This is a genomic window from Rhodococcus sp. 114MFTsu3.1, from assembly GCF_000383555.1.
In the GTDB taxonomy this organism is placed as follows: domain Bacteria; phylum Actinomycetota; class Actinomycetes; order Mycobacteriales; family Mycobacteriaceae; genus Rhodococcoides; species Rhodococcoides fascians_E.
In genome coordinates this window covers 1-22,379 of the sequence record NZ_KB911568.1, presented here as the reverse complement: position 1 = coordinate 22,379, position 22,379 = coordinate 1, and the positions used below count along the sequence as shown (strand labels likewise).

Annotated in this window: 8 protein-coding genes; 2 read left to right on the top strand and 6 right to left on the bottom strand. The window is 65.1% G+C overall.

Annotated elements, in window-relative coordinates; translation table 11 throughout:
• From H292_RS0126400 to H292_RS0126375, 6 genes are all read right to left on the bottom strand, one after another.
• Positions 1-2,259 (bottom strand): condensation domain-containing protein (locus H292_RS0126400; RefSeq protein ID WP_269210587.1); only part of this gene is annotated, 2,259 nt, incomplete at its 3' end.
• A 13-nt stretch (positions 2,260-2,272) separates the two neighbouring features.
• Positions 2,273-14,329, bottom strand: coding sequence for a non-ribosomal peptide synthetase (locus tag H292_RS0126395; RefSeq protein ID WP_020113402.1), 12,057 nt, complete (start codon positions 14,327-14,329; stop codon positions 2,273-2,275).
• Positions 14,330-14,444: 115 nt separating this feature from the next.
• Positions 14,445-15,524: a FecCD family ABC transporter permease gene (locus H292_RS0126390; protein WP_020113401.1), complete on the bottom strand. Its 1,080-nt coding sequence runs from the start codon at positions 15,522-15,524 to the stop codon at positions 14,445-14,447.
• Entirely contained in the window at positions 15,521-16,492 is a 972-nt protein-coding gene (locus H292_RS0126385) for an iron chelate uptake ABC transporter family permease subunit (RefSeq protein ID WP_019667403.1), read from the bottom strand. Before H292_RS0126385 ends, H292_RS0126390 begins: the two co-directional genes overlap by 4 nt.
• Positions 16,493-16,669: 177 nt before the next feature.
• Positions 16,670-17,740 carry an ABC transporter substrate-binding protein gene (locus tag H292_RS0126380; RefSeq protein ID WP_020113400.1) on the bottom strand — a complete coding sequence of 357 codons (1,071 nt, stop codon included), beginning with the start codon at positions 17,738-17,740 and terminating at the stop codon, positions 16,670-16,672.
• 39 nt (positions 17,741-17,779) lie between these two features.
• Positions 17,780-18,037 carry an MbtH family protein gene (locus H292_RS0126375; RefSeq protein ID WP_019667401.1) on the bottom strand — a complete coding sequence of 86 codons (258 nt, stop codon included), beginning with the start codon at positions 18,035-18,037 and terminating at the stop codon, positions 17,780-17,782.
• A 233-nt stretch (positions 18,038-18,270) separates the two neighbouring features.
• Between H292_RS0126375 and H292_RS0126370 the strand changes: the two genes are divergently transcribed.
• A complete protein-coding gene (locus tag H292_RS0126370) occupies positions 18,271-19,140 on the top strand; it encodes an ABC transporter ATP-binding protein (RefSeq protein ID WP_020113399.1) in 870 nt (289 codons plus the stop codon).
• A 177-nt stretch (positions 19,141-19,317) separates the two neighbouring features.
• A partial coding sequence (locus H292_RS27760; protein ID WP_020113398.1) for a non-ribosomal peptide synthetase occupies positions 19,318-22,379 on the top strand: 3,062 nt, incomplete at its 3' end.

Here is a 22,379-nt window from a genome sequence, read left to right as displayed (position 1 = left end):
GACGGCGGGGAGGAAGAATTCCCAGACCGAGACGTCGAAGACGGCGGGGGTTTTCTGCAGGATCCGATCACCGGGGCCGAGTCCGTAGTCCTCGGCCATCCAGGTGAGGCGGTTGATGATCGCTTGATGGGAGATCATGACGCCTTTGGGGCGTCCGGTGGTACCGGAGGTGAACAGGACATACGCCGTGTCCGCCGGGGTCAGGGCCCGCGTCAACACCGGTGCCACACGTTCACCGCGTGTCAGACGTGCCGAGACCGCCGGAGTATCGAGGAACTCTTCGGTGATGACCACTGTGGGTGACGCGTCGTCGAGGATGTGGGTGATCCGCTGGTCCGGGTAGTCGGGGTCGATGGGGACATACGCTGCGCCGGCGCGGATGACGGCGTGCAGGGCGGTCACGAGGTCGATGCTGCGCGGGAGTTGAACGGCGACGCGGTCTCCGACCTGAACACCACGTTCGATCAGAACGTGTGCCAATGCGTTGACGCGGGCATCGAAGTCGGTGTAGGAGAACTCGGTTCCGCTGTCGTCGACGATGACAGCGACCGCGTCAGCAGACACACTCGCTCGCTGCTGAATCACCGCATCGACCGTCGAATCCGCCACCGGCACAACCGGACCCGCCGAGAGTGTGGAGATCTGGTCCGAATCGGCTGCGGGCAGGGCATCGAGTGCGGCCAGTCGGGTGTCTGGTGTGGCGGCAAGGGTTTTCAGGACGCGTTGGAAGGTGGTGGTGAATCGGTCGATGGTGGCGGGGGTGAACAGTTCGGTGGCGTAGGTGAGGTATCCGACCATGCCGTGGGGGGTGTCGGCGAGGTCGAGTTCGAGGTCCGTCTTGGCCGCACCCAACCCCGTCGCCGCACCCAACTCCGTTGCCGCGCCCGCCGGAAGTACTGATTCGACCAGGCCCGGCAGCAACGAACCCAGCTCACCGGTGTCGGTGTCGGTGCTGTTGTGGGTGAGCAGGATTTGGAAGAGGGGTGTGCGGTTGGTGGTGCGGGGTGTGTTGGTGGTGCGGGTGATGGTTTCGAAGGGTGCGTGTTGGTGGGCGAGGCCGTCGAGGATGGTGTGGTGGGTGGTGGTGAGGAGGTCGGTGATGGTGTCGTTGGGGTGGAGGTGGTGGCGTAGGGGGAGGGTGTTGACGAAGTAGCCGATGAGGTTTTCGAGTCCGTGTTCGGTGCGTCCGCCGACGGGGGATCCGATGACGATGTCGGTGCCGGCGCCGAGCAGTGATGCGGTGATGGCGGTGACGGTGTGGGTGAGGGTGAACATCGAGACGCCGTGCTGGGCGGCGACGGTGCGGGCTGCGGCGGCGGTGTGGGGGTCGATGGTGAAGGTGATGTCGGTGCCGTGGCCGGTGGGGTGTGCGGGGCGGGGGTGGTCGAGGGTGATGATCGATTCGTCGGGGGCGTCGGTGAGGGTGGTGCGCCAGTAGTCGAGGTGGCGGGAGAGTTCGGAGGTGGGGTCGGCGGCGTCGCCGAGGGTGGTGCGTTGCCAGGTGGCGTAGTGGGCGTAGGTGACCGGTAGTGGTGTCCAGGTCGGTGCGGTGCCGGCCTGTCGTGCGGTGTAGGCGGCGGCGAGGTCGGTGAGCAGGGCGGGGGTGGACCATTCGTCGATCGCGTGGTGGTGCGCGATGAGGGCGATGGTCCATTCGGTGTCGCCGGTGCGCAGGACAGCGACGCGCAGGGGGAGGTCGGTGGCGAGATCGAACCCGGCGGCGATGATGTCATCGATACGGGCGTCGACGGGTCCGCTTTCGCGTAGGTCGGTGATCTCGATGGAGAGTCGTTCGGTGATGTGGGTGGGTTCGACGATGTGTTGGGTGAGGGTGCCGTCGTGTTCGACGAGCAGGGTGCGCAGGGGGTGGTGGCGGGTGACGAGGTCGCCGATGGCGGCGGTGAAGGCTGCGGTGTCGAGGTTTCCGGTGAGGGTCCAGATCGTGGGTACGACGTACTGGGAGGCGGGTCCGCCGAGTTGGTCGATGATCCAGAGTGCTTGTTGGCCGTAGGAGGCGGGGATCGGGTCGGTGATCTCGATGTCGGTGATGCGTACTGGTGACAGGTGTGCTGTGGCGCCGTCGCCGGTGGTGTCGAGGGTGGCGATGGTGGTGTCGACGAGGGCGGCGAGGCCGGTGATGGTGGGGGTGGTGAACACTTCGCGCAGGGTCAGGGAGGTGCCGAGTTCGGCGTTGATGCGGGCGGCGACGCGGGTGGCGGTCAGGGAGTGCCCGCCGAGGCGGAAGAAATCGTCGTCGATCGACAGCGCTGCATCACTCGGAAGTCCTTTGCCGGTTGAGGTGCGCCAGGCCGGTGATGGTGGGGGTGGTGAACACTTCGCGCAGGGTCAGGGAGGTGCCGAGCTCGGCGTTGATGCGGGCGGCGACGCGGGTCGCGGTCAGGGAGTGCCCGCCGAGGCGGAAGAAATCGTCGTCGATCGACAGCGCTGCATCACTCGGAAGTCCCAACACGTCGCTGAAGATGCCCGCAAGAGTGAACTCCGTTGCAGTGGCAGGAGCACTTCCACCGGCCAACGCACTGGTCAGGTCGGGTGCGGGCAGCGCCCGGCGGTCGAGCTTGCCGTTGGGGGTGACGGGGACGGTGTCGATGGGAATGAACACCGTGGGGATCATGTAGTCCGGTAGCCGGTCGGTCAGAAATGCCCGCAGTTCATCGGGGTCGATGGCGTCGCCGGTGTGGTAGGCGGCGAGGTATTTGCCGGTGCCGGCGGGGTGTTCGGCGGCGATGACGATGGCGGTGGAGACGGCGGGGTGCTGTTCGAGGACGACGCGGATCTCGTCGAGTTCGATGCGGAATCCGCGGATCTTGACCTGATCGTCGGAGCGGCCGAGGTAGTCGAGTTGCCCGTCGGTGTTCCAGCGGACGAGATCGCCGGTGCGGTAGAGGCGCTGACCTGATCCGGCGCCGGTGGTGGGGTCGGCGATGAAGCGTGCGGCGGTGAGGTCGGGTCGGTTGATGTAGCCGTCGGCGAGTTGGGTGCCGCCGAGGTAGAGCTCTCCTGTGATGCCGACGGGTACCGGTCGGAGCCAGGTGTCGAGGACACGCACGTGTGTGTTCGCTACCGGTGTACCGATCGGCACGGTCACCACATCAGCCAGCGCGTCTGCGTGAACGGGTGTGGTGGTGACTTCGACGGCGGCCTCGGTCGGGCCGTAGAGGTTGTGCAGTTCGGCTCCGGCGAAGAGTCGGTCTGCGGCGGCGGCGTTTGCGGCGGGGAGTGCTTCGCCGGAGAAGAACAGCCACCGCACCGACGCCAACCGGTCCGGGTCGGGAGTCGACCTGAGGAACGCCGCGAGCATGGCGGGCACGAAATGCAGCACCGTGACCTGACGGCGGTCGATGACGTCGGCCAGATAATCGGGGTCCTTGTGTCCACCGTCTTTCGCGACGACCAAGGTAGCGCCCACAGTGAACGGAAGGAAGAACTCCCCGACGGACACATCGAAGACGGCAGGTGTTTTCTGCAGGATCCGATCACCGGAGCCGATCCCGTAGTCTTCGGCCATCCATGCGAGACGATTCACAATCGCCTGATGGGAGACCATGACCCCCTTCGGGCGGCCCGTGGTGCCAGAGGTGAAAATGACATACGCCGTATCCGCCGGGGTGAGGGCGCGCGCCAACACCGGCGCCGCACGCTCCCCACGTACCAGTCGTGCAGATACCGCGGGGTCGTCGAGGAAGTCGCCGTTGACGACCACCCTCGGGGACGCGTCGTCGAGGATGTGCGCCATCCGCTCGCTCGGGTACTCCGGGTCGATCGGCACATACGCTGCCCCGGCCCGTATGACCGCGAGCAATGCAGTCACCAGATCGACACTGCGGGGCAGCTGGACTGCGACGCGGTCCCCCACCCGCACACCTCGTTCGATCAACACGTGTGCCAAAGCGTTGACCCGCGCATCGAACTCGGTGTAGGACCACTCGGTTCCACTGTCGTCGACGACCGCGACCGCATCCGCAGATGCAGCCACACGGTCCTTGATGACTGCATCCAACGTCGAACCCGGGACCTCGGACACCCGTCCCGTCGACCATGCCGCCGGGACTTCGCGCGCGAAAGACACGTCCAGAGAAGCGATCGAGCGGTCCGGGTCGGTTGCGAACACCTCGACGACGCGCTCGAGAACTGCCGTGAACTGCGCGGCAACGTCGGCGTCGAACAGATCGGGCCGATACGACAACCGCACCCACGTCTCGGCCCCTGCTTGCGCGGCGAACGTGAGTGGGTAGTGCGTCGTTTCCCTGCCCGACTCACCGAGAATCGTGATTCCGGCGTTGTCCCGGACGAGTTCGAGCGTCTCGGAGTCCGACGGGTAGTTCTGGTAGACCATCAACGTGTCGAACAGCGGCTGGTGCCCGCTCAGACGCTGCAACTCGGCGAGCGATACCTGATGATCCTCGATCAGCGCGGAGTTCTGGTCCTGCACCTGGCGCACCGCGTCGGCAAGGCTGAGCCTGCCCTCCAGCTGCACGACCACCGGAACCGTGTTGATGAACGAGCCCACCGCGTCCTCGACCCCGTCGACCTCCGGGGGACGGCCCGACACAACGGCACCGAATACAACCGTGTCCTGGCCGGTGATCGTATTCAGGAACACCGCCCAGACCGTCTGCAGCAGACTGCTCATCGTGGCACCGGCAGATCGGGCCACATCGGCAAGAGCTGCGCTGGTGTCGGCGTCGAGTTCCACCACGATGTCTTCGGGCAGTCCCGCGACGCTCGAACCAGCCTCGGGCGCAACGAGGGTCGGCTCCAAGACCGGGGCGAGCACGTCGGCCCACCGCTGCAGCGAAGCCTGGGCATCGCGTGCCGTCATCCAGGACAGGAACTTCGCGAACGACAGATCCGGTTCGACCACGTCGGCCGGCCGGCCGTACGCCTCCCACATCGTTTCGAGAAGTCGGACCATGGACCAACCGTCGACGAGCGCGTGGTGAATCGACAGGATGAACGCGTGGCCGGTCCGATACCGTACGACCGTCGCGCGCACCAACGGCGCCCGAGAGAAGTCGATCCGGGTCGCGCGGTCACGTTCGGCGATCTCTTCGACGTCGGACATGTCGGCGACGTCGATGACCGTGACCGGGATGTCCACCGCGGTCGGCACGACTGCAACGGACTCGCCCCCGGACGTGGAAGCAATCGCGATCTTCAAGTTCGGGAACCGCTCGAGCAGTTGGTGCAGCGCAACCCGGAATCGCTCCGGCTCGCCGGCACCGTCGAGGTGGAACACGGTCTGGGCAGCGTAGACGTCGACTCCCCCGTCACTCGACCCGAGCATCGACTCCACCACGAGCCCGTGCTGCAGCGGTGTCAAGGGGTGCACATCGGCCAGCTCGCCATAGATGCCCTCCCAGCGCTCGAGATCGGCCTGCGTCACGCCACGCGCGAGCACGTCCGACGGAGATCGTCGAACCAGGACCGCTGAGCGTGCGTACTCGGCGAGTGAACTCAGTGCCTGAACCCACAGCTCGACGAGTTCGTCCACCTCGTCCTCGGACAGGACACCGGACGCATAAGCGATATCGCCTCTGAGAGTCCACCCGTCGCCTTCGGGTACCGCTGCGATGTTGATATCGGCCGCCGAGTCGATGCTCTGACCCGATGTCTCGTACGCGTCGATACCCGGCAGTTCCGGTGCAAGATCCCACGCCGCGTTCTCATCGGAAGCATCTCCGCCGGCAAACTGACCGAGGTAGTTGAACCCGATCTGTGGACCGCGCCCGGACCCCAGCCGCTCGCCCACCTCGGAATTGAGCTGCCACAGCATTCCGAAGCCGATACCGCGGTCGGGGACCGCAGCGAGTTGCTCCTTGATCCGGAGCACTGCCTCCGCCGCGCTCTTCGGGTCGAGGACGGCGAGAACCGGATCGACATCTGCGGTATCGAGCACCACGGGGAAGAACGACGTGAACCAGCCGATGGTGCGCGACAGATCCGCACCGGAAACGATGTTCTCCTCCCTTCCATGGCCCTCGAGTCCGATGAGCAGCCGCTTGTCGGTCGTTCCCCGTCTGCCGCGCCATGCTCCGACCGCGATCGCCAAACCGCCGAGCAGGACGTCGTTGATCTCGGCCGAGAGCACATGGGGCACGTCGGTAAGCAACGCCGACGTCAACGCAGACGGCACGCGTACAGCGGCCACGGCCGCCGTCTCGGTCGTGTCGATCGCGGGGTCGAGTTCACGTGAACCCAACAGCGGTTCGTCGATCTCCGACGCCGACCAGTAGTCGGCTTGAGCGAGAAGGTCCGCGTCACGAGCACGCGAGGCCAGCGCACTCGACCATGCCGCGAGTGACGTACCCACCGCAGGTAGCGGATCCGTCGCAACCCCGGTTTCCAACTCCCACGCATGGGTCAAGTCGTCACCGATGATGCGCCAGGACACACCGTCCACGACCAGATGGTGGATGACGAGCACCAGTCGCCCGGTGGCCTCGGCATCGCTGGTCACCCAGCGCGCCTGCCACAGCACACCGTCCTGCAGGTTCATCGACTGTCCGAACTCGGCGACCAACTCGCCGACACGCTCGACCCATTGCGGATCGGACCACCGGCGCGGCGTCGTCTCGGAGCCCAGCCGTTCGTCTGTCGCGCCGTGCGGTGTCACCTCGAACCGCCACTGCCCCTCTCGCGCGAGCCCGTCTCGCACCAATCTGCCGCGCAGTGCTGCGTGGTGATCGACAACGCGGCCAAGTACCCGCGACACGAGTTTCTCGTCGGCACCCGCGGGTGTGACGAAGACTGCGGACTGCACGAACGTACCGAAGGTCGGTGAATCCACCATGGGAACCGCAATCGGCCACAGACCCGACGAGAGCACCTCGGTCCGGGCGAGAGTCGATTCCTCCGCGGCACGCGCATCGGCCAGTCGGGCGAGTGCCGAGACCTTCCGCGCGGTGAACACCTCGGACGCCTTGATCGTGACGCCGGCACGTCGAGCCCGCGACACCACCTGTATCGACAGGATGCTGTCCCCACCCAGGCGGAAGAAGTCGTCGTCGACGGAGAAGGCGGCGTCCGCCGACAGGCGAAGCACGTCCCGGAAGATCTCGGTGAGTGTGCGTTCGGTGTCGGTCTCCGCGGCTCGTCCCGAACCACCCGTCGGCGCCGACTCCGGCGCGGGCAGAGCGCGTCGATCGAGCTTGCCGTTCGGTGTCAGTGGGAAGGAATCCACCCGGGTGTAACTGCTCGGCACCATGTACTCGGGCAGGTGTTCTTCCGCGTGCGTGCGCAAGACCGTGCTCAGATCGTCGGTGGCGGTGTAATACGCGGCGAGCATCTTTCCGCCACCCGGATGATCCGCCGCGACGACCGCCGCGGACACCACGTCCGGGTGGATTTCGAGCGCTCCCCGGACTTCGTCGGGTTCGATTCGATAGCCGCGGATCTTGACCTGCTCGTCGGCGCGACCGAGGTAATCGATGTTGTCCGAGGAGTTCCAACGGGCCAGGTCGCCGGTGCGGTACATGCGCTCGCCCGGTTCCCACGGGCACGCGAGAAAACGCTCGGACGTCAGGGCGGCCTGTCCCCAGTAGCCGCGCGCGATACCCGCGCCGGCCAGATACAGTTCACCTGCAACGCCAGGCAGCGTCGGCTGAAGGTTTCCGTCGACGATGTACGCACGCGTGTTGAAGATGGGAGTGCCCACGCTCGGTGTATCGCTGTCGGCAAGGTCTGCGCCGAGCGCGTTGATCGTGTACTCGGTCGGGCCGTACAGGTTGTACGACTCGACCCCGGGAGCGTCGCGCAACTGCTGCCACAACCGCTCCGGCACGGCCTCACCGCCGAGCGAAACGAACACGACTCCCGGTGCATCGGACGACACCGATCGTCCCGCCGGACGATCACGTTCGAGCAGGCCTTCGTCGACCAGCACCTGCCCGTACGACGGCGTGACATCGAATCCGTCGACGCGTGTGCGGTCGTAATGCGTGAGCAATCCGTGGGGGTCGCGGCGCAGTTCGTCGTCGATGACATGCACCTCGTGGCCGTTCAGCAGCCAGAACAGCTGTTCCCACGAGGCATCGAACGAGAACGACGTGGTGTGCGCGATTTTCATACGTCGTCCGGCCTGGTGCGCGACGACACGGTCGAAGATCTTCTCGACATGGTTGACGTACATGTTCGTCAGGCCGCGGTAGCCCACGGCGACGCCCTTCGGCCGGCCCGTCGAGCCGGAGGTGAAGATGATGTACGCAAGGTGATCGAGCTCGATCCTGCCACCGCGGTCGGCATCTCCGATCGGGCTCGAGTCGAGGGCCGCAATGCGGTCGCGGGTGGCGGGATCGTCGAGGTCGACGCCGCGGGTGTCACCGATTCGGCTCGCGTCCCGACCGGTCACCAACGTCACCGTTGGACGCGCGAGACCGAGCATGTAGCCGATGCGATCGTCGGGCAGCGCTCTGTCGATCGGCACATACGCCGCACCGACGGCGAACACCGCGAACATCGCGATGACCATGCGCTCGTCACGTGGTAGGAGCAGCGCGACGCGATGCTCGGACCGGACACCCTCCTCGAGAAGTAGCCGAGCGTACCGATTGACCTCCGCTGCGAACTCCGTGAACGTCAGAACGCGGTCCCCCGCGACCAGCGCGGCCTCCGCCCCGGACAGGTGGACCTGCTCGTCGAGCAGATCCGCAACCGTCACGGTCGGGACCTCGCGGACCAGGTCGGCCGCGATGCCGGTGTGCGGCACTGCTTCGTCGGCTAGAAGGGCGGAAAGCTGCCCGACCGGACCGTCGAGGTTCTGGGCGAGCGCGACCAGCACCTGCAGGAACCGTTCGAGCAGTTCCAGCGCAGACGCCTCGGTGTACGCATCGTGGCGGTACACCAGCCGAACATGCACAACGGTCTCACCGTCGACCTCGGACGGATCGATCGCGAACGTGACCGGATAGTGTGTCTCGTCATCGACCTCCGTCGTCACGAGCTCGAACTCGCCCGGGGCGGCCTCTTCCTCGAAAGGAAGGTTCTGCACCACGAACAGCGTGTCGAACATCGTGGACATGTCGGCCGCGGCCTGGATTTTGGTCAGCGACGCATAGGGATGATCGATCACCTGCAACTGCTCGTGCTGCACGCGGGTGAGCAGGGCTCGTACCGAGTCGAACGGTGAAAAGCTCACTCTCAACGGGACAGTGTTGAACAGCAGTCCGACGATTCGATCGGAGTCGGCGAGCTCCGGGGGACGTCCGGAGACGGTGTTTCCGAACACGACATCGTTGCTGCCGACCAACTGCCCGAGCGTCACGCCCCACGCTGCCTGAAGCACCGTGCCGACGGTGACGCCGGACGCCCGCGCGGCGGCATGTACTGCGGCTGCGGCGGCACTGTCGAGATCGCGATGCAGTTCGCCCGATCCGTCGCGCCCTTCACCGGCGGCAACCCCGGCCGGCCAGACGAGCGTCGGGCCGGACAGCTCGGCGAGGTACGAACTCCACGCGCGGTAAGCAGCGTCGATGTCCTGATCGGACAGCCAGTCGAGGTAACTGCGGAACGACGCCGGCCGCACTCGCGCCGGATACTCGGGGTCTCGGTAGGTATCGAAGATCTCGTCGAGAACGGCACTCGTCGACCAGCCGTCGAGCAGGATGTGCTCGAACGTCATCGCAAGCTTCCACTCGTCGATACCGTGCTCGATGAGTGTGAAGCGAATGAGCGGCGGCGTCTCGAAGTCGAACGGCACAGCACATTCCTCGGCGAGAAATTCCGTCGTACCGACGCCGAGATCGCGCCACTGCGCCAATCGGATGATCCGGATCGGTGCGTCGGCGACCGGCGGGATGACCTGCGCTTCGCCGGACGGCAGGAACGCCGAACGAAGATTGGGATAGCGCCCGAGCACTGTGCGAACCGCCGCCACCAGTCGGTCCGGATCGAGGGTGCCGACGACGCCCTGCGTCACCTGCGACATGTACGAGTTGTGCCCGCCCGATTCACGGGCTCGGACCATGTGGAACAGCAGGCCCTGCTGAAGAGGTGACAGCGGAAGCAGTTCGGCGCCAGTACCGTAGCGCGCGCGGACGCTGTCCTCGTCCGCGGCGGAGAGGGTCAAGCGGTCCGCGCGACGCACACCGAACGACGAGCCTGCGCCGGATGACGGAGCCGCCGCGATGACTGCGACTGAGATCTCGTCGACGACAGCTGCCACGATTTCGTCGGCCGGCGTGACAACCGTGGCGTCGGTGTCGACCTCGACCCTCACCGATCGAGTTCCCGACTCGGTGCTCGACACTCCGACCAGTACGCGTACGGCGACCGGCATCGTCGCCGGCCCTGTCACTGCACTGTCGGCATCGGTCGTGAAAACGCTCACCCGCGCGTGCGGCGTCGGAAGGTCGTCGAAGAATGAACCGAACCGGGAATGGTTGGAAAGCCCTGCATAGTCCGCGGCTCGCTCGCGGATCGGCGAAAGGTGTGCTGCAATCGACGAACCCGTGAGATCTGCGGCCAGCTGAACGTCGTCGAGAACAAGAGGCAAACCGATCACAGTGCCGGCGTTCAACGGTTCCGCAACCTCGAGAACAAGATCGCCGTCGACGAGATCGATTGCCTCGAAAGCACGAACCACCGCGGCAACGATCGCTGCCCGCGTGAACTCCGCACCCTCGGCGTTCTTTTCGACTGTGATGGTCGAGTTCTGCCACGCAGACTCCACCGGCCCGCGAGCCGGCTCACCTCCGTCGTGATCGGCAAGTTCGTCGACCCAGTCCTCCCAGAACGGATTGTCGAGAACCGCGGTCCAGACCTCGTCGGAACGCAAATCCCGGTCGATCGAAACCGCGACGACCTCCATCGCAGTACCCGCACGGTAGGCGCCGACGAGGGCCGTCACGACCTCTCGTGCATCGTCGAGAAGCGTGGGGTTGTCCACGTCAGCGGTCAGTTCACCGCTGACGTCGTCTCGGACGCCCAACCGAAGGGATGCAAGGTGCGGGGCTGCGAGCGTGAGGTGCGTGGTCGCCGCGTGCCATAGCGAGTCATCGCAAATATCGAAGTGTGGCAGCCGAATTCGGAATCTTGACGCACCAGCGGCGGGCGACTCCGTGCCGCCACGAAGCGCCGCGCGAACGAACTGGGCCAGCTGGCGGACCGCTAAGTCAGGGTGGCGCGCACCCAGAACCAAGAAGAGTCGAGCGGATTCGAGCAAGCGTGATGTCGTCTCCTCGACGAACAGCTCGCGGGTGGCATCGAGTCCGATACTCAGGGTTCCATCGGGTCGACGGTCGAGTGAGTACACCAGGTCGTACAGCGCCGGGACCGCGTCGTCGACGCTGTCCTCAGCCGGAAGTAGCGGCGCGAGAGCCGCGTCCGCATACGTGCGAACCTCGCGATTGTCACGGAAAGCAGCCATGACCTGAAAGATCGGGCTCAGCCCGGGAATTCGCGTCGGGTTGACGGCCTCGACCACGTGCTCGAACGGGACGAGCTTGTGTTCCACCGCGCCGAGGAGGCGGTCCCGGACGTCGCTGAGCGTGGTCCCGAAGCCGAGCGCAGCATCGATATCTACACGCACGACCACCGAGTTGACGAAATATCCGATGAGATCGGCCAATTCGGGTTCGTCGCGCAGGGTCACGGGAGTACCGACCGGCACGTGCGCACCGGCGCCTTCGTTCCACAGCGCGAGGGACAGCGCCGTGATGACTGCATGCAGCGGCGTGGCCCGATGTTCGATGAGGAGATCGTCGACGGTGTCGGTGTCCGAGCTCGACAGCACTGCCTCGACGGACCGAATCGTACGCTCGTCGGTGTCCCCGCGGGCAGAATCCAGCGGCAGCGGCGTTTCGACTGGAAGGCCGGCGAGCAGGTCCCGCCAGTAGTCGAGTTCGACCTGATGACGGGAACCGGAGTCGTCTCGGTCGCCGAGGACGTCGCGGTGCCACACCGCGAAGTCGGCGTACTGGACCGCGAGTGGTTCCAGTGGTTCGCCGATGTAGAAGGCCGTCAGGTCGCGGATGAACGGCCCAACCGAATTCTCGTCGGTGACCATGTGGTGCGCATGTGTCACCAGCACATCGCCGTCTTCGTGTCGCAACAGCGTGAACTGCATTCCGAAGTCGGTCGCCAGATCCAGCGGCGCAATCAGCAGTTCGCCGATGCGGGCGTCGAGGTTGCTGCGCTCGATCTCCTCGATTCCCAGCCGGCCCTGCCGAGCCTCGTGCACGACTTGAATCAATGACGACGATTCTTCGTCGAAGACGAAGGTGGTGCGCAGTACTTCGTGTCTTTCGACCAGGAGGTGAATTGCCTGCTGCAGCGCATCGAGGTCTGCGCGACCCCGGAACTCGCGAACCCGGAACTCGCGATCCTGGAACTGCAGTGCCTCGACCGTGCGGTAGATCGTCCGGTCCGTGACTTGCTCGGCCAGCCACAGCGATTGCTGGCCGAACGACATCGGTATCTCGTCGGGTCGCTCGACGTCACCGACCCGCACCACCGGCGGAGAGACGCGTGATACATCCCCGACGACCCGAGCCAGTTCGGCGATAGTCGGATTGTCGAAAACCTCACGCAGAGACAACGACACGTCCATGGCCGCATTCACTCCGGAGACCACGCCGCTCGCGAGCAGCGAATGGCCACCCAATCGGAAGAAGTTGTCGTTGACGCTGAGCACGACGTCGTCGCCGAGATGTAGAACCTCGGAGAACACACGCGCAAGAGTGTGTTCGGCTGCAGTCTCCGGCAACTTACCGCCGAGGCCCGCGCTCGCTCCGAGATCAGGAGCAGGTAGCGCCCGACGATCGAGTTTTCCGTTGACGGTCACCGGAAACTCACCCAGTACGGTGAAAGCCGAGGGGACCATGTACTCGGGCAGCGTGCTTACGGCATGCGCCCGAAGTACCTCGACGAAGTTCGCGGTCGAGTCTCCTGTAGCAGTGACGTAGGCGGCGAGGAACTTGCCACCCGCCGGGTGATCCAACGCGAGCACCGCTGCGCGTCGAACATCGGGGTGCGCCGAGATCGCGACTTCGACTTCTTCCAGCTCCAGTCGTTGGCCCCTGATCTTGACCTGATTGTCGGCGCGACCGAGGAACTCGAGCATTCCGTCCTCGGTCCACCGCGCGAGGTCACCGGTGCGATACATGCGCGAGCCGTCGGCATCGAACGGGTTTGCGACGAAGCTACCGGCTGTGAGCAGCCCACTGCCGACATACCCACGGCCCAACAAGAATCCGGCTGCGTACAACTCGCCGCCGGTGCCGATCGGAGTCGGTTCGAGGTCCTCGTCCAGGACATAGAGCTGGGTGTGTGGATTGGGGCGACCGATCGACGTCGCGATTCGCTCGGCCCGCTCTCGGTAGATGACGTGCGAGACACCGATCGTCGCTTCCGCAGGGCCGTATCCGTGGTAGAGCGTCGTCGTCAGCTGATCACGAAACCGGCTGAAGAGATCGGGGGTGAGGACTTCACCGCCACACCACACGTGCCGGACGCCTTCGAGCGCCGACGCGCCGCGTGCCGACCGTTCGAGGTCGAGCACGAGGAGCGCATCGAGCATCGATGAGACGAGATACAGATACGTGACCTGCTCGCGCGCGATGAGGTCGAGCAGATAGTCGGGGTCTTTTTCACTGCCGTTCGCCGCAACGACGACACGTCCACCGGACACGAGCGGAAGCAGAATTTCGTTGACGGAGATGTCGAAGGCCAGGGGTGCCTTGAACAGCGACGCATCGTCGTTGCCGAACATGAGCACGTGGTCTCGCTGCCACGTCAGTCGTTCGCAGATCGCCTCGTGTCGGATCATCGCGCCCTTCGGCGTTCCGGTCGATCCCGAAGTGAAGATCACGTACGCGAGCTGAGAGCCGTCGAGCTCGAGGTTCGGTGCAACGGAGGAGAATTCGCCGTACTGCCAGTCCTCGAGGTCCACCTCGATCGATTCCACCGGTAGCGACGGCTGGTCCTGGGCCGAGACGACTGCGATCCGCGCTGCCGAGTCCGCGATCACGCGGTCACGTCGAGCCGCGGGCCACTGCGGGTCGACCGGCACGAACGCACCGCCGGCAGTCATGATGGCCAACGCGGCCACGACCATCTCGGCCGATCGCGGCAGGCAGATTCCGACGACCCCTTCGGTGTCGAGCCCGGAGCCGAGCAACCGGTGCGACAGCTGCGCGACCTTCTCGGACAGTTCGGAAAAGGTGAGTCGGCGGTCACCGTCGACGAGAGCGACAGCATCCGGGGTTGCGCGAGCCGCCGCCGCGAACAGCTCCGGAACAGTCGCGGTCACTGCGGGAGATGTGTGGTCGTTCCACCGTTGATGCAGCTCGGCGATATCGACGGGCGCGGTCATACTTCTCCCTGAGTTAGCTTAGCCAAACCTATTGTTTTCTACTGTGGTGCTTGCCGGGGTGTGGTGTCAAGCCGATAGCCGGTGGCCCAACTCGGTACCTTCGAGGACACCGATCTCAGCGACGACGACGTACCTCTCGGATGAGCAACCACACCAGGTATCCGCCTCCCGCGACCACGGTCACCACACCGACCGGCAACTCGACGGGCAGTAGATTCTGCGCCGTGACGTCGGCGGCAGCGAGCAACAATGCGCCCGTGAACGCCGCAGGCGCGAGGGTGACGCCCGGGCTACGAGCCAGTCGACGGGCGATTTGCGGTGCCGCGAGCGCGACGAACACGATCGGGCCTGCAGCAGCGGTCACGGTCGCGGTGAGCGCTACACCTAGTACGAGCACGACGACGCGCACACGTTCCACACGCGCACCTGTAGCCCGAGCGGCGTCGTCACCGAGTTCGAGTTGTTTGAGTGCCGGTGAAAACACGGCAAGCACGCCGAAGAGAAGAAGGATGACGCCGCTGCCGATCAGCGCTTGACCCCAACTCGTGCCGGTGAGCGATCCGGCACCCCACGCGGCGGCGCTCATGGCAACCTTGAGTTTCGCGTTCAGCATCAACCAGGTATTGAGGGAGGTCAGCATCGCAGAAATCGCGATTCCGACGATGATCAGCCGAAAGCCCTGTACCCCACCCCGCCACGCGAGGAGGTAGACGACGACTGCTGTCGCGATACCACCGATCAGTGCCCCTGCGGCCAACTGCAGATACGAACCGTGGATCAAGATGATCACGACCAACGCGCCGGAGTAGGACCCCGCGCTGAATCCGATGATGTCCGGTGACGCCAGCGGGTTGCGGATCAGCGATTGAAAAGCCGCGCCGGATACCCCCAATGCAGCGCCGAACACGACCGCCGCGACTGCCCGCGGCGCCCGCCATTCGACGACGACTGTGCGAGCGAAACCGGCTTCGGGATCTCCGGTGACAGCAGCCCACACTTGGGCGAGGCTCAGCGGGTAATCGCCGAGAGTCAAGGCCCAAACCGTCACCGCGAGAGTCGCAATCGCCAGCACTGCGCAGACGAGGACACTTCTGCCGTGCCAGCGTGTGGCCCAACCGCCGGTGCGTACCACGAGCGTGCGGTGTCCGAAATCCACCTGCCGTTCGGTGGCGGTCTCGAGACCTGTTGAACTCACAGACCACTCACCTTTGCTCGGCGGACAAGATAAATGAGCACCGGGGCGCCGACGAATGCAGTCACGATGCCGACCGGGAACTCACCCGGCCGGATGACGACGCGTCCGACGATGTCGGCGGCCAGCAGCAGTGATGGTGCGAGAACGAGCGTGTAGCCGATGATCCAGCGCTGGTCCGGGCCGACGATCCACCGCGCCACGTGCGGAATCATGAGGCCCACGAAACCGATCGGGCCGGCGATGGCGGTCGCTCCGCCGGCCAGCAGCGTCACCGCGATGATCACGATCACGCGTGTGCGATTGACGTGTGCGCCCAGCGCGCTCGCCAGGTCGTCCCCCAGTGCGATGGTGTTCAGTGAATTGGCAGCGATTGCGGCCAGCACCACTCCGACGATCAAGAACGGAAGCACCGGCAACAGAACGTCCCAGCCTCGATCGACGAGGCTGCCTGCGTACCAACTGCGCATCTGGTCGAACGTCTTGGGATCGGTGAGAACCCAACCGGTAACGATGCCGGACAGGACCGCTCCGAATGCGACACCCGCCAGCGTCAGGTGAACCGGGTCTGCTCCACCGCGCCCCATCGAACCGATCACGTAGACAACGACGGTGACGACCAATGCGCCGAGGAAAGCGAACCAGACGTACCCACTGACGGTGGTCACACCGAACACTGCGATGCCGACGACGACGAAGAATTCGGCGCCGGCGTTGACTCCGAGAATTCCCGGATCGGCGAGCGGATTACGCGTCAGAGCCTGAATGAGTGCACCGGACACCCCGAGCGCGACACCGACGGCGAGACCCACTGCGGTTCGCGGAATGCGCATGTCCCACACGACGTAGGCGTCGCCTTTGCCGGTGTTGTGCAGGAGTGAGTCGAACACCACCGACAGCGGGATGTCCTTCGATCCGACGGCGATGCTCAGGAGCACCAGGACGACGAGTGAAGCGATCGCGATGAACAATCCGATCGCGCGCCGCCCGACGCTCGTGGACGCCGTTGCACGGCGAACCCCCTCCGGCGTTTCAGCAGGCGGAGGAGCATGACCGGTTCGTGTTGTCACTCGATTCGCTTTCTGGTGGTGGACACACGTCCAGCCGCCTCGTGCGCTACGAGGCGGCTGGACGAAGATGGGTCCGGCCTATGCGCCCGTGTTGAGCGCCGATGCCTCCAACTGCGGGACGACCTCGTCGACCCACCACTGCACGCTCGAGGGAGTCGGCGGATTCACCGCAAGCCACTGCGGACCGTAGAGGTAGACGAGCGTCCCGTTCTTCGCGGCAGCAAGCTCGGGAACTCGGGGATCGGCCTCGAACGCTGTCCTGAACGTGTTTTCCGGGTCGGCGTACTCGTGAGTGACGATGAACACGACGTCAGCGGAGAACTGGTCGATGTTCTCGAGCGAGTACTTGGGTGCGTTCGCCGCGACACTGTCGCCCTCGCCTGTCGGTTGCCCGTCTCCGGGCGTCAAGCCAAGAGCCTCGATGGGTTCGTTCGCATACTCGGTGAGCCACAGCTGCTGATCGTCTCCGTCCAGCACTCCCAGCTGGAACGTCTTACCTTGCAGGCCAGGTAGTTTCGCAGCGGCCTCGGACAATGTGGCCTCGTACTTGGCCTCGGTCTCGTCGACGATCTTCTCGTCGTGCCCGGTGAGCGCCGCAAGAGACGCCAGATTGTCCTGCCAGCTGGTGTCGCCGCCTTCGTCCTGCGTTTCCAAACCGACATAGGTGGGTGCGATGGAAGAAAGACGATCGTAGAGCTGCTCGTCGGCGCTCCAGACACTCGTGAGGATCAGGTCCGGATTCAATGCGGCGATCGCCTCCGGCGAATCCGTACCTTCCGCGGTGTAGAGGTCCGCGTTGAAATCGCCGTCGTACAGACCCTGCAACCATGGGTAGTCATCGAGGTCGGACGCTTCCCCCGACACCGCGATCGGCTTCTCGCCCAGGACGTCCAGCAGTCCGATCCAGTCGGTTCCTACAGCGACGATCCGCTCGGGCTTCTCCTCGACGGTGACGTCACCGTAAGCGGCGTCGATCGTGACCGGGAACGCACCGTCGCTCGACGCACTGTCGCTCGACGCACTGTCGCTCGACGCGCCGTTCGTGGCACCGTCGGACGAGTCGCTCGAGCAACCCGCGAGCACCAAACCGACACTGACCAACCCGGCCAGCAATGCTGTCGCGCGCCTAGGCGCGGCAAGCGTTTTCATAGACGTTCCTCTCGTGTACTTCGATGGTTCGATGTTCGGTCAGACGTTCACGGATGCCGTGACGTCACCGGTCTCACGCCGTGCGATCACGTCGCGGAGCGATTTGGGACGCAGGTCGGTCCACGTTCGTTCGATCCACTCGAGCACCTCCGCGCGTGGTGCACCGTCGGGGGCTCCGTGAGCGATCGCCCATCCACCCGGGACCGGCTTGAAGGTGGGCCACAGCGAGTACTGCTCTTCATGGTTGACGAGCGCAAAGAACCGGCCCTGGTCGTCGTCGAACGGGTTGTTCGCCACATTTCTCCTTCGGTTCGAGCGCAGTTACTCGGCATTGCCGCACGGACGGTCACCGACGGACGTGCTCGTATGGCGACATATCGCAGCGAACAGTAGCAACAAAGATCAGTTAAGGCTAGGCTACCTTCAGCACTGCACGCTCGCCTGGGTCCGAGCTCGCCGGATCCGCTCGTCCGGGCAGAGCTGATCTCGAAAGCGCAAGGCCGCCAGGCTCATATAGAAAGACCGGACGATTGCCGAACACGACCACCCACCAAGTCGGTCCATCCACGTCGCCTGGCCCAGCCCCCACACCGGCGTCCACCGACCGACTCAGCGTCGATTCCGCCTCGATCGGTTACGACCGACGAGTCATCTCCGAGCAACTGAGCGTGTCGATTCCCGACCAGTCGTTGACCGTCATCGTCGGACCGAACGCGTGCGGCAAGTCGACACTGCTGCGTGCACTGTCTCGGCTCATCAAGCCGAACTCCGGGCAAGTGATTCTCGATGGGGCGGACATTCGCTCGTACCAGACCAAGGAGGTCGCCCGCCGCATCGGCCTGTTGCCGCAAAGCGCTCTCGCGCCGGACGGGATCACCGTTGCCGACCTGGTCAGCCGCGGCCGGTTCCCGCATCAGAAGCTCCTTCGGCAGTGGACCGCGTCCGACGAGGCGGCAGTACTGACGGCAATGGACGCGACAGGCGTCACCGAACTCTCCGGACGACCGGTCGACGAACTGTCCGGCGGACAGCGCCAACGTGTCTGGGTTGCAATGGCTTTGGCGCAAGAGACCGAAATCATGCTGCTCGACGAACCGACCACCTTCCTCGACATCGCCCACCAGATCGAACTCCTCGAGCTGTTCACGGACCTGAATCACCTCGGCCGGACGCTCGTCGCGGTACTGCACGACCTCAACCATGCGGCCCGGTACGGAACCCACCTCATCGCAATGAAGGACGGCTCCATCGTTGCCGAGGGTGCGCCGTCGGACATCGTCACCGCCGACCTCGTACACGAGGTGTTCGGACTCGAGTGCATCGTTCAACCCGACCCGGTCACGGGCACACCGGCGGTCACACCGCTGGGCCGCCGGCGCATCCCGCACACGGCTGAGTAACCTCCGACCTCTTCGTGACCTCGGCGGCACCGCCTACCTGTCGCCGATCGACACGACGCGCTTTCGTCCGGGCCGTGCCCGTGGGACGGTCCACTGCGTCCGCTGCCGCTCCTCCGCGCAAAACTCGGGATCCTACTGTTAGGTTAGGCTAAGCATTTCCTAGAGAAGGAGTTCGGTGTGATCGAGGTTCGTCTTCCGCTGACGTCTGCGCAGTTGGGCGTTTGGACCGCTGAGCACGTCACACCAGGCGCCGACGCCTTTCGAATCTCCCAACTGATCTGGCTGGACGGCGACATCGACACCCCGCTCCTGGAGCGCGCAATCGGCGTCGCAACCTCCGAAGCAGACGTCCTCGGCCTTCGCCCCGTCGAGGGCGCCGACGGCCTACCGATGCTGCATCGGGAGATCGGGCCGGTCGGTACGACGACCGTGGTCGAGCACGATCGACCGGATGACCGGATCCGCGCCGAAGCGTGGACGAGGTGCCACGAATGCGGCGCAGGCGACGACCGATTCGAGTCGGTGTCGGTGATCCATCGCCGGGCCGACGGCTGGGCGTGGGAGTTCGCCACCCATCACCTGCTCCTCGATGCTTACGGCCTCGGATTGGTGACTCGCCGCGTCGCCGAGGTGTACACCGCACTCGTCGGGAACGAGCCGATCCCGCCGCGATGGTTCGGGGCGTACTCCGAACTCGAAGAATCGCGCGACACGAACCTCGACGACCATTGGGTGCAACGATTCGAAGCCGTCGACGACATCACTCCGGTCACCTTCGATGCGTCCCGACAGTTCTTCCTGACCGACGCTCGAACACACGTCGTCATCCCGGCGGACGTGGCCGAGTCGATCGATCAGTTGGCTCGTGCTGCCCGCGTGAACTGGTCCGATGTTGTCTCCCTGGGCTGGGGCCTGTACACCGCATCTCTCGTCGGCCGTGATGCGTTCGCCGTGCGATTCCCGCAGATGAACCGATCCGGGCGACCCGCCCTGACGACTCCGGCAATGCTCGTCGGCGCAGCCCCCGTGGTCTTTCGTCCGAACCCGTCGGCAACCGTGCGCGAACTGCTGCAGCAGGTGAACAGTGAACTGCGAACCGCTGCACGTCACGTCGCAGCTGGGGAGAAGCTGGCTCACATCTGGCCGAACGGGCCGGACGACTACCAGGCGATTCCGCAGCTGAACATCAAGGCATTCGACTACAACCAGTCCTTAGGCGCGATCCGTGGGCGTCAAGAGACGATCGCCAGCGGACCGGTCGGGTTCCTCGACCTCATGGCGTATCGCGATTCGGTCCACGGATTCCTTGTGGACGTGGCTACGAGCGATCCTGCACTAGCGGCTTCCGGAGTGGTCGACACAGCGAATGGATTCGTGCAGTTCCTCGGTCGACTCGGGGCCGCTCCAGATACTCGGATCGCGTCGGTGAGGGTGATCGATGCTGAGCTGGCGCTCTCGGCGGGTCCGGTTGTGTCGGTGGCGGATTCGACGGTCGATGTGTTGATTCAGCAGCGAGCGAGTGTGTCTGCTGACGCGCTTGCCGTCATCGACGACACCGGAACGCACTGGTCGTACGCCGATTTCGATGCCCGCGTCAACGCACTCGCACACGTTCTGATCGAACGTGGGGTTCAGGTCGGCGACCGCGTCGCCGTCCACCTCCCGCGCAGTGTCGACTTGGTGACCGCACTACTGGCGGTGATCCGCGTCGGCGCAGCGTATGTCCCCATCGACCCCGACTACCCGGACGAGCGGATCACCCACATCCTCGACGACGCGTCACCCACAGTGGTCATCACCGAAGAGTTCCTCGACAACCCTGTGGTCGCGGCACGTCTGACACGCGGCGAACGTGTGGCACCGGTGTTGGCGCGGGCCCTCACCCCGGCGGATACGGCGTATGTCCTGTTCACCTCCGGTACCACCGGACGCCCCAAAGGCGTCATGATCTCCCATCAAGCGATCATCAACCGCCTCACCTGGATGGCCGAGGACTACGGACTCGGCCCCGGTGATCGGATCCTGCAGAAAACCCCCGCCGTCTTCGACGTCTCGGTCTGGGAATTCTTCCTCCCCGCCGTCGTCGGCGCCACCCTCGTCGTCGCCAAAGACGGCGGCCACAAAGACCCGTCCTATCTCGCCGACATCATCGACCGCCACCAGATCACCGTCCTGCACTTCGTGCCCGCCATGCTCGACGCCTTCCTCACCGCCACACCCGACCCCGAACGCCTCACCTCGGTGCGGCGAGTGTTCTTCTCCGGCGAAGCCCTCCCCGCCGCGAACGCCGCCGCCGCAGACCGACTCTTCACCGGCGCCGAACTGCACAACCTCTACGGCCCCACCGAAGCCGCCGTCGACGTCACCTCAGCACCCATCCACGCAGACGCGCTCACCGATGTGGTGACCGTGCCCATCGGAACACCGGTCGCCAACACAACCACCCACGTCCTCGACACCTGGCTGCGCCCGGTCCCCATCGGCGTGACAGGAGAGCTCTACCTCGGTGGCATCCAACTCGCCGACGGCTACATCGGCCGCACGGATCTGACGGCGTCCCGGTTCGTCGCTACCGGATCCGGGCAGCGTCTGTACCGCACCGGCGATCTCGTCCGCTGGAACCACGCCGGTGAACTCGACTACCTCGGCCGCTCCGACGACCAAGTCAAGATCCGCGGATTCCGCATCGAACTCGACGAGATCCGCGTCGTCCTGCAGCAGCACCCTGCCGTCTCGACCGCGGTCGTCATCGCTGCTGACCACCCCGGCGGCAATGACAAATACCTTGCCGCCTATTACGTCGGTACCGACGTCACCGACGACGAACTGCGGGAGCATCTGACCGCACGGGTACCGGACTACATGATCCCCACCGTGTTCATTCCCATCACCACCGTCCCGGTCACCCCCAACGGCAAACTCGACCGCCGCGCGCTCCCCGCACCCGACCTCACCGGAGCCCTCACCGGCGGACACCCCCCGAGCACGGTCACCGAAACCACCCTCGCCACCGTCTTCTCCGACATCCTGCACCTGCCCACCGACACCCCACTGTCGATCGACGACGACTTCTTCCGCCTCGGCGGCGACTCCATCTCCTCGATCCAGGTCGTCACCGCAGCCCGCCGCGCCGGCATCACCATCACCGCCGCCGACATCTTCACCCACCGCACCATCAGCGCCCTGGCACGAATCGCCGACACCCACACCCAGACCCACACCGAAACCGGACCCACCAC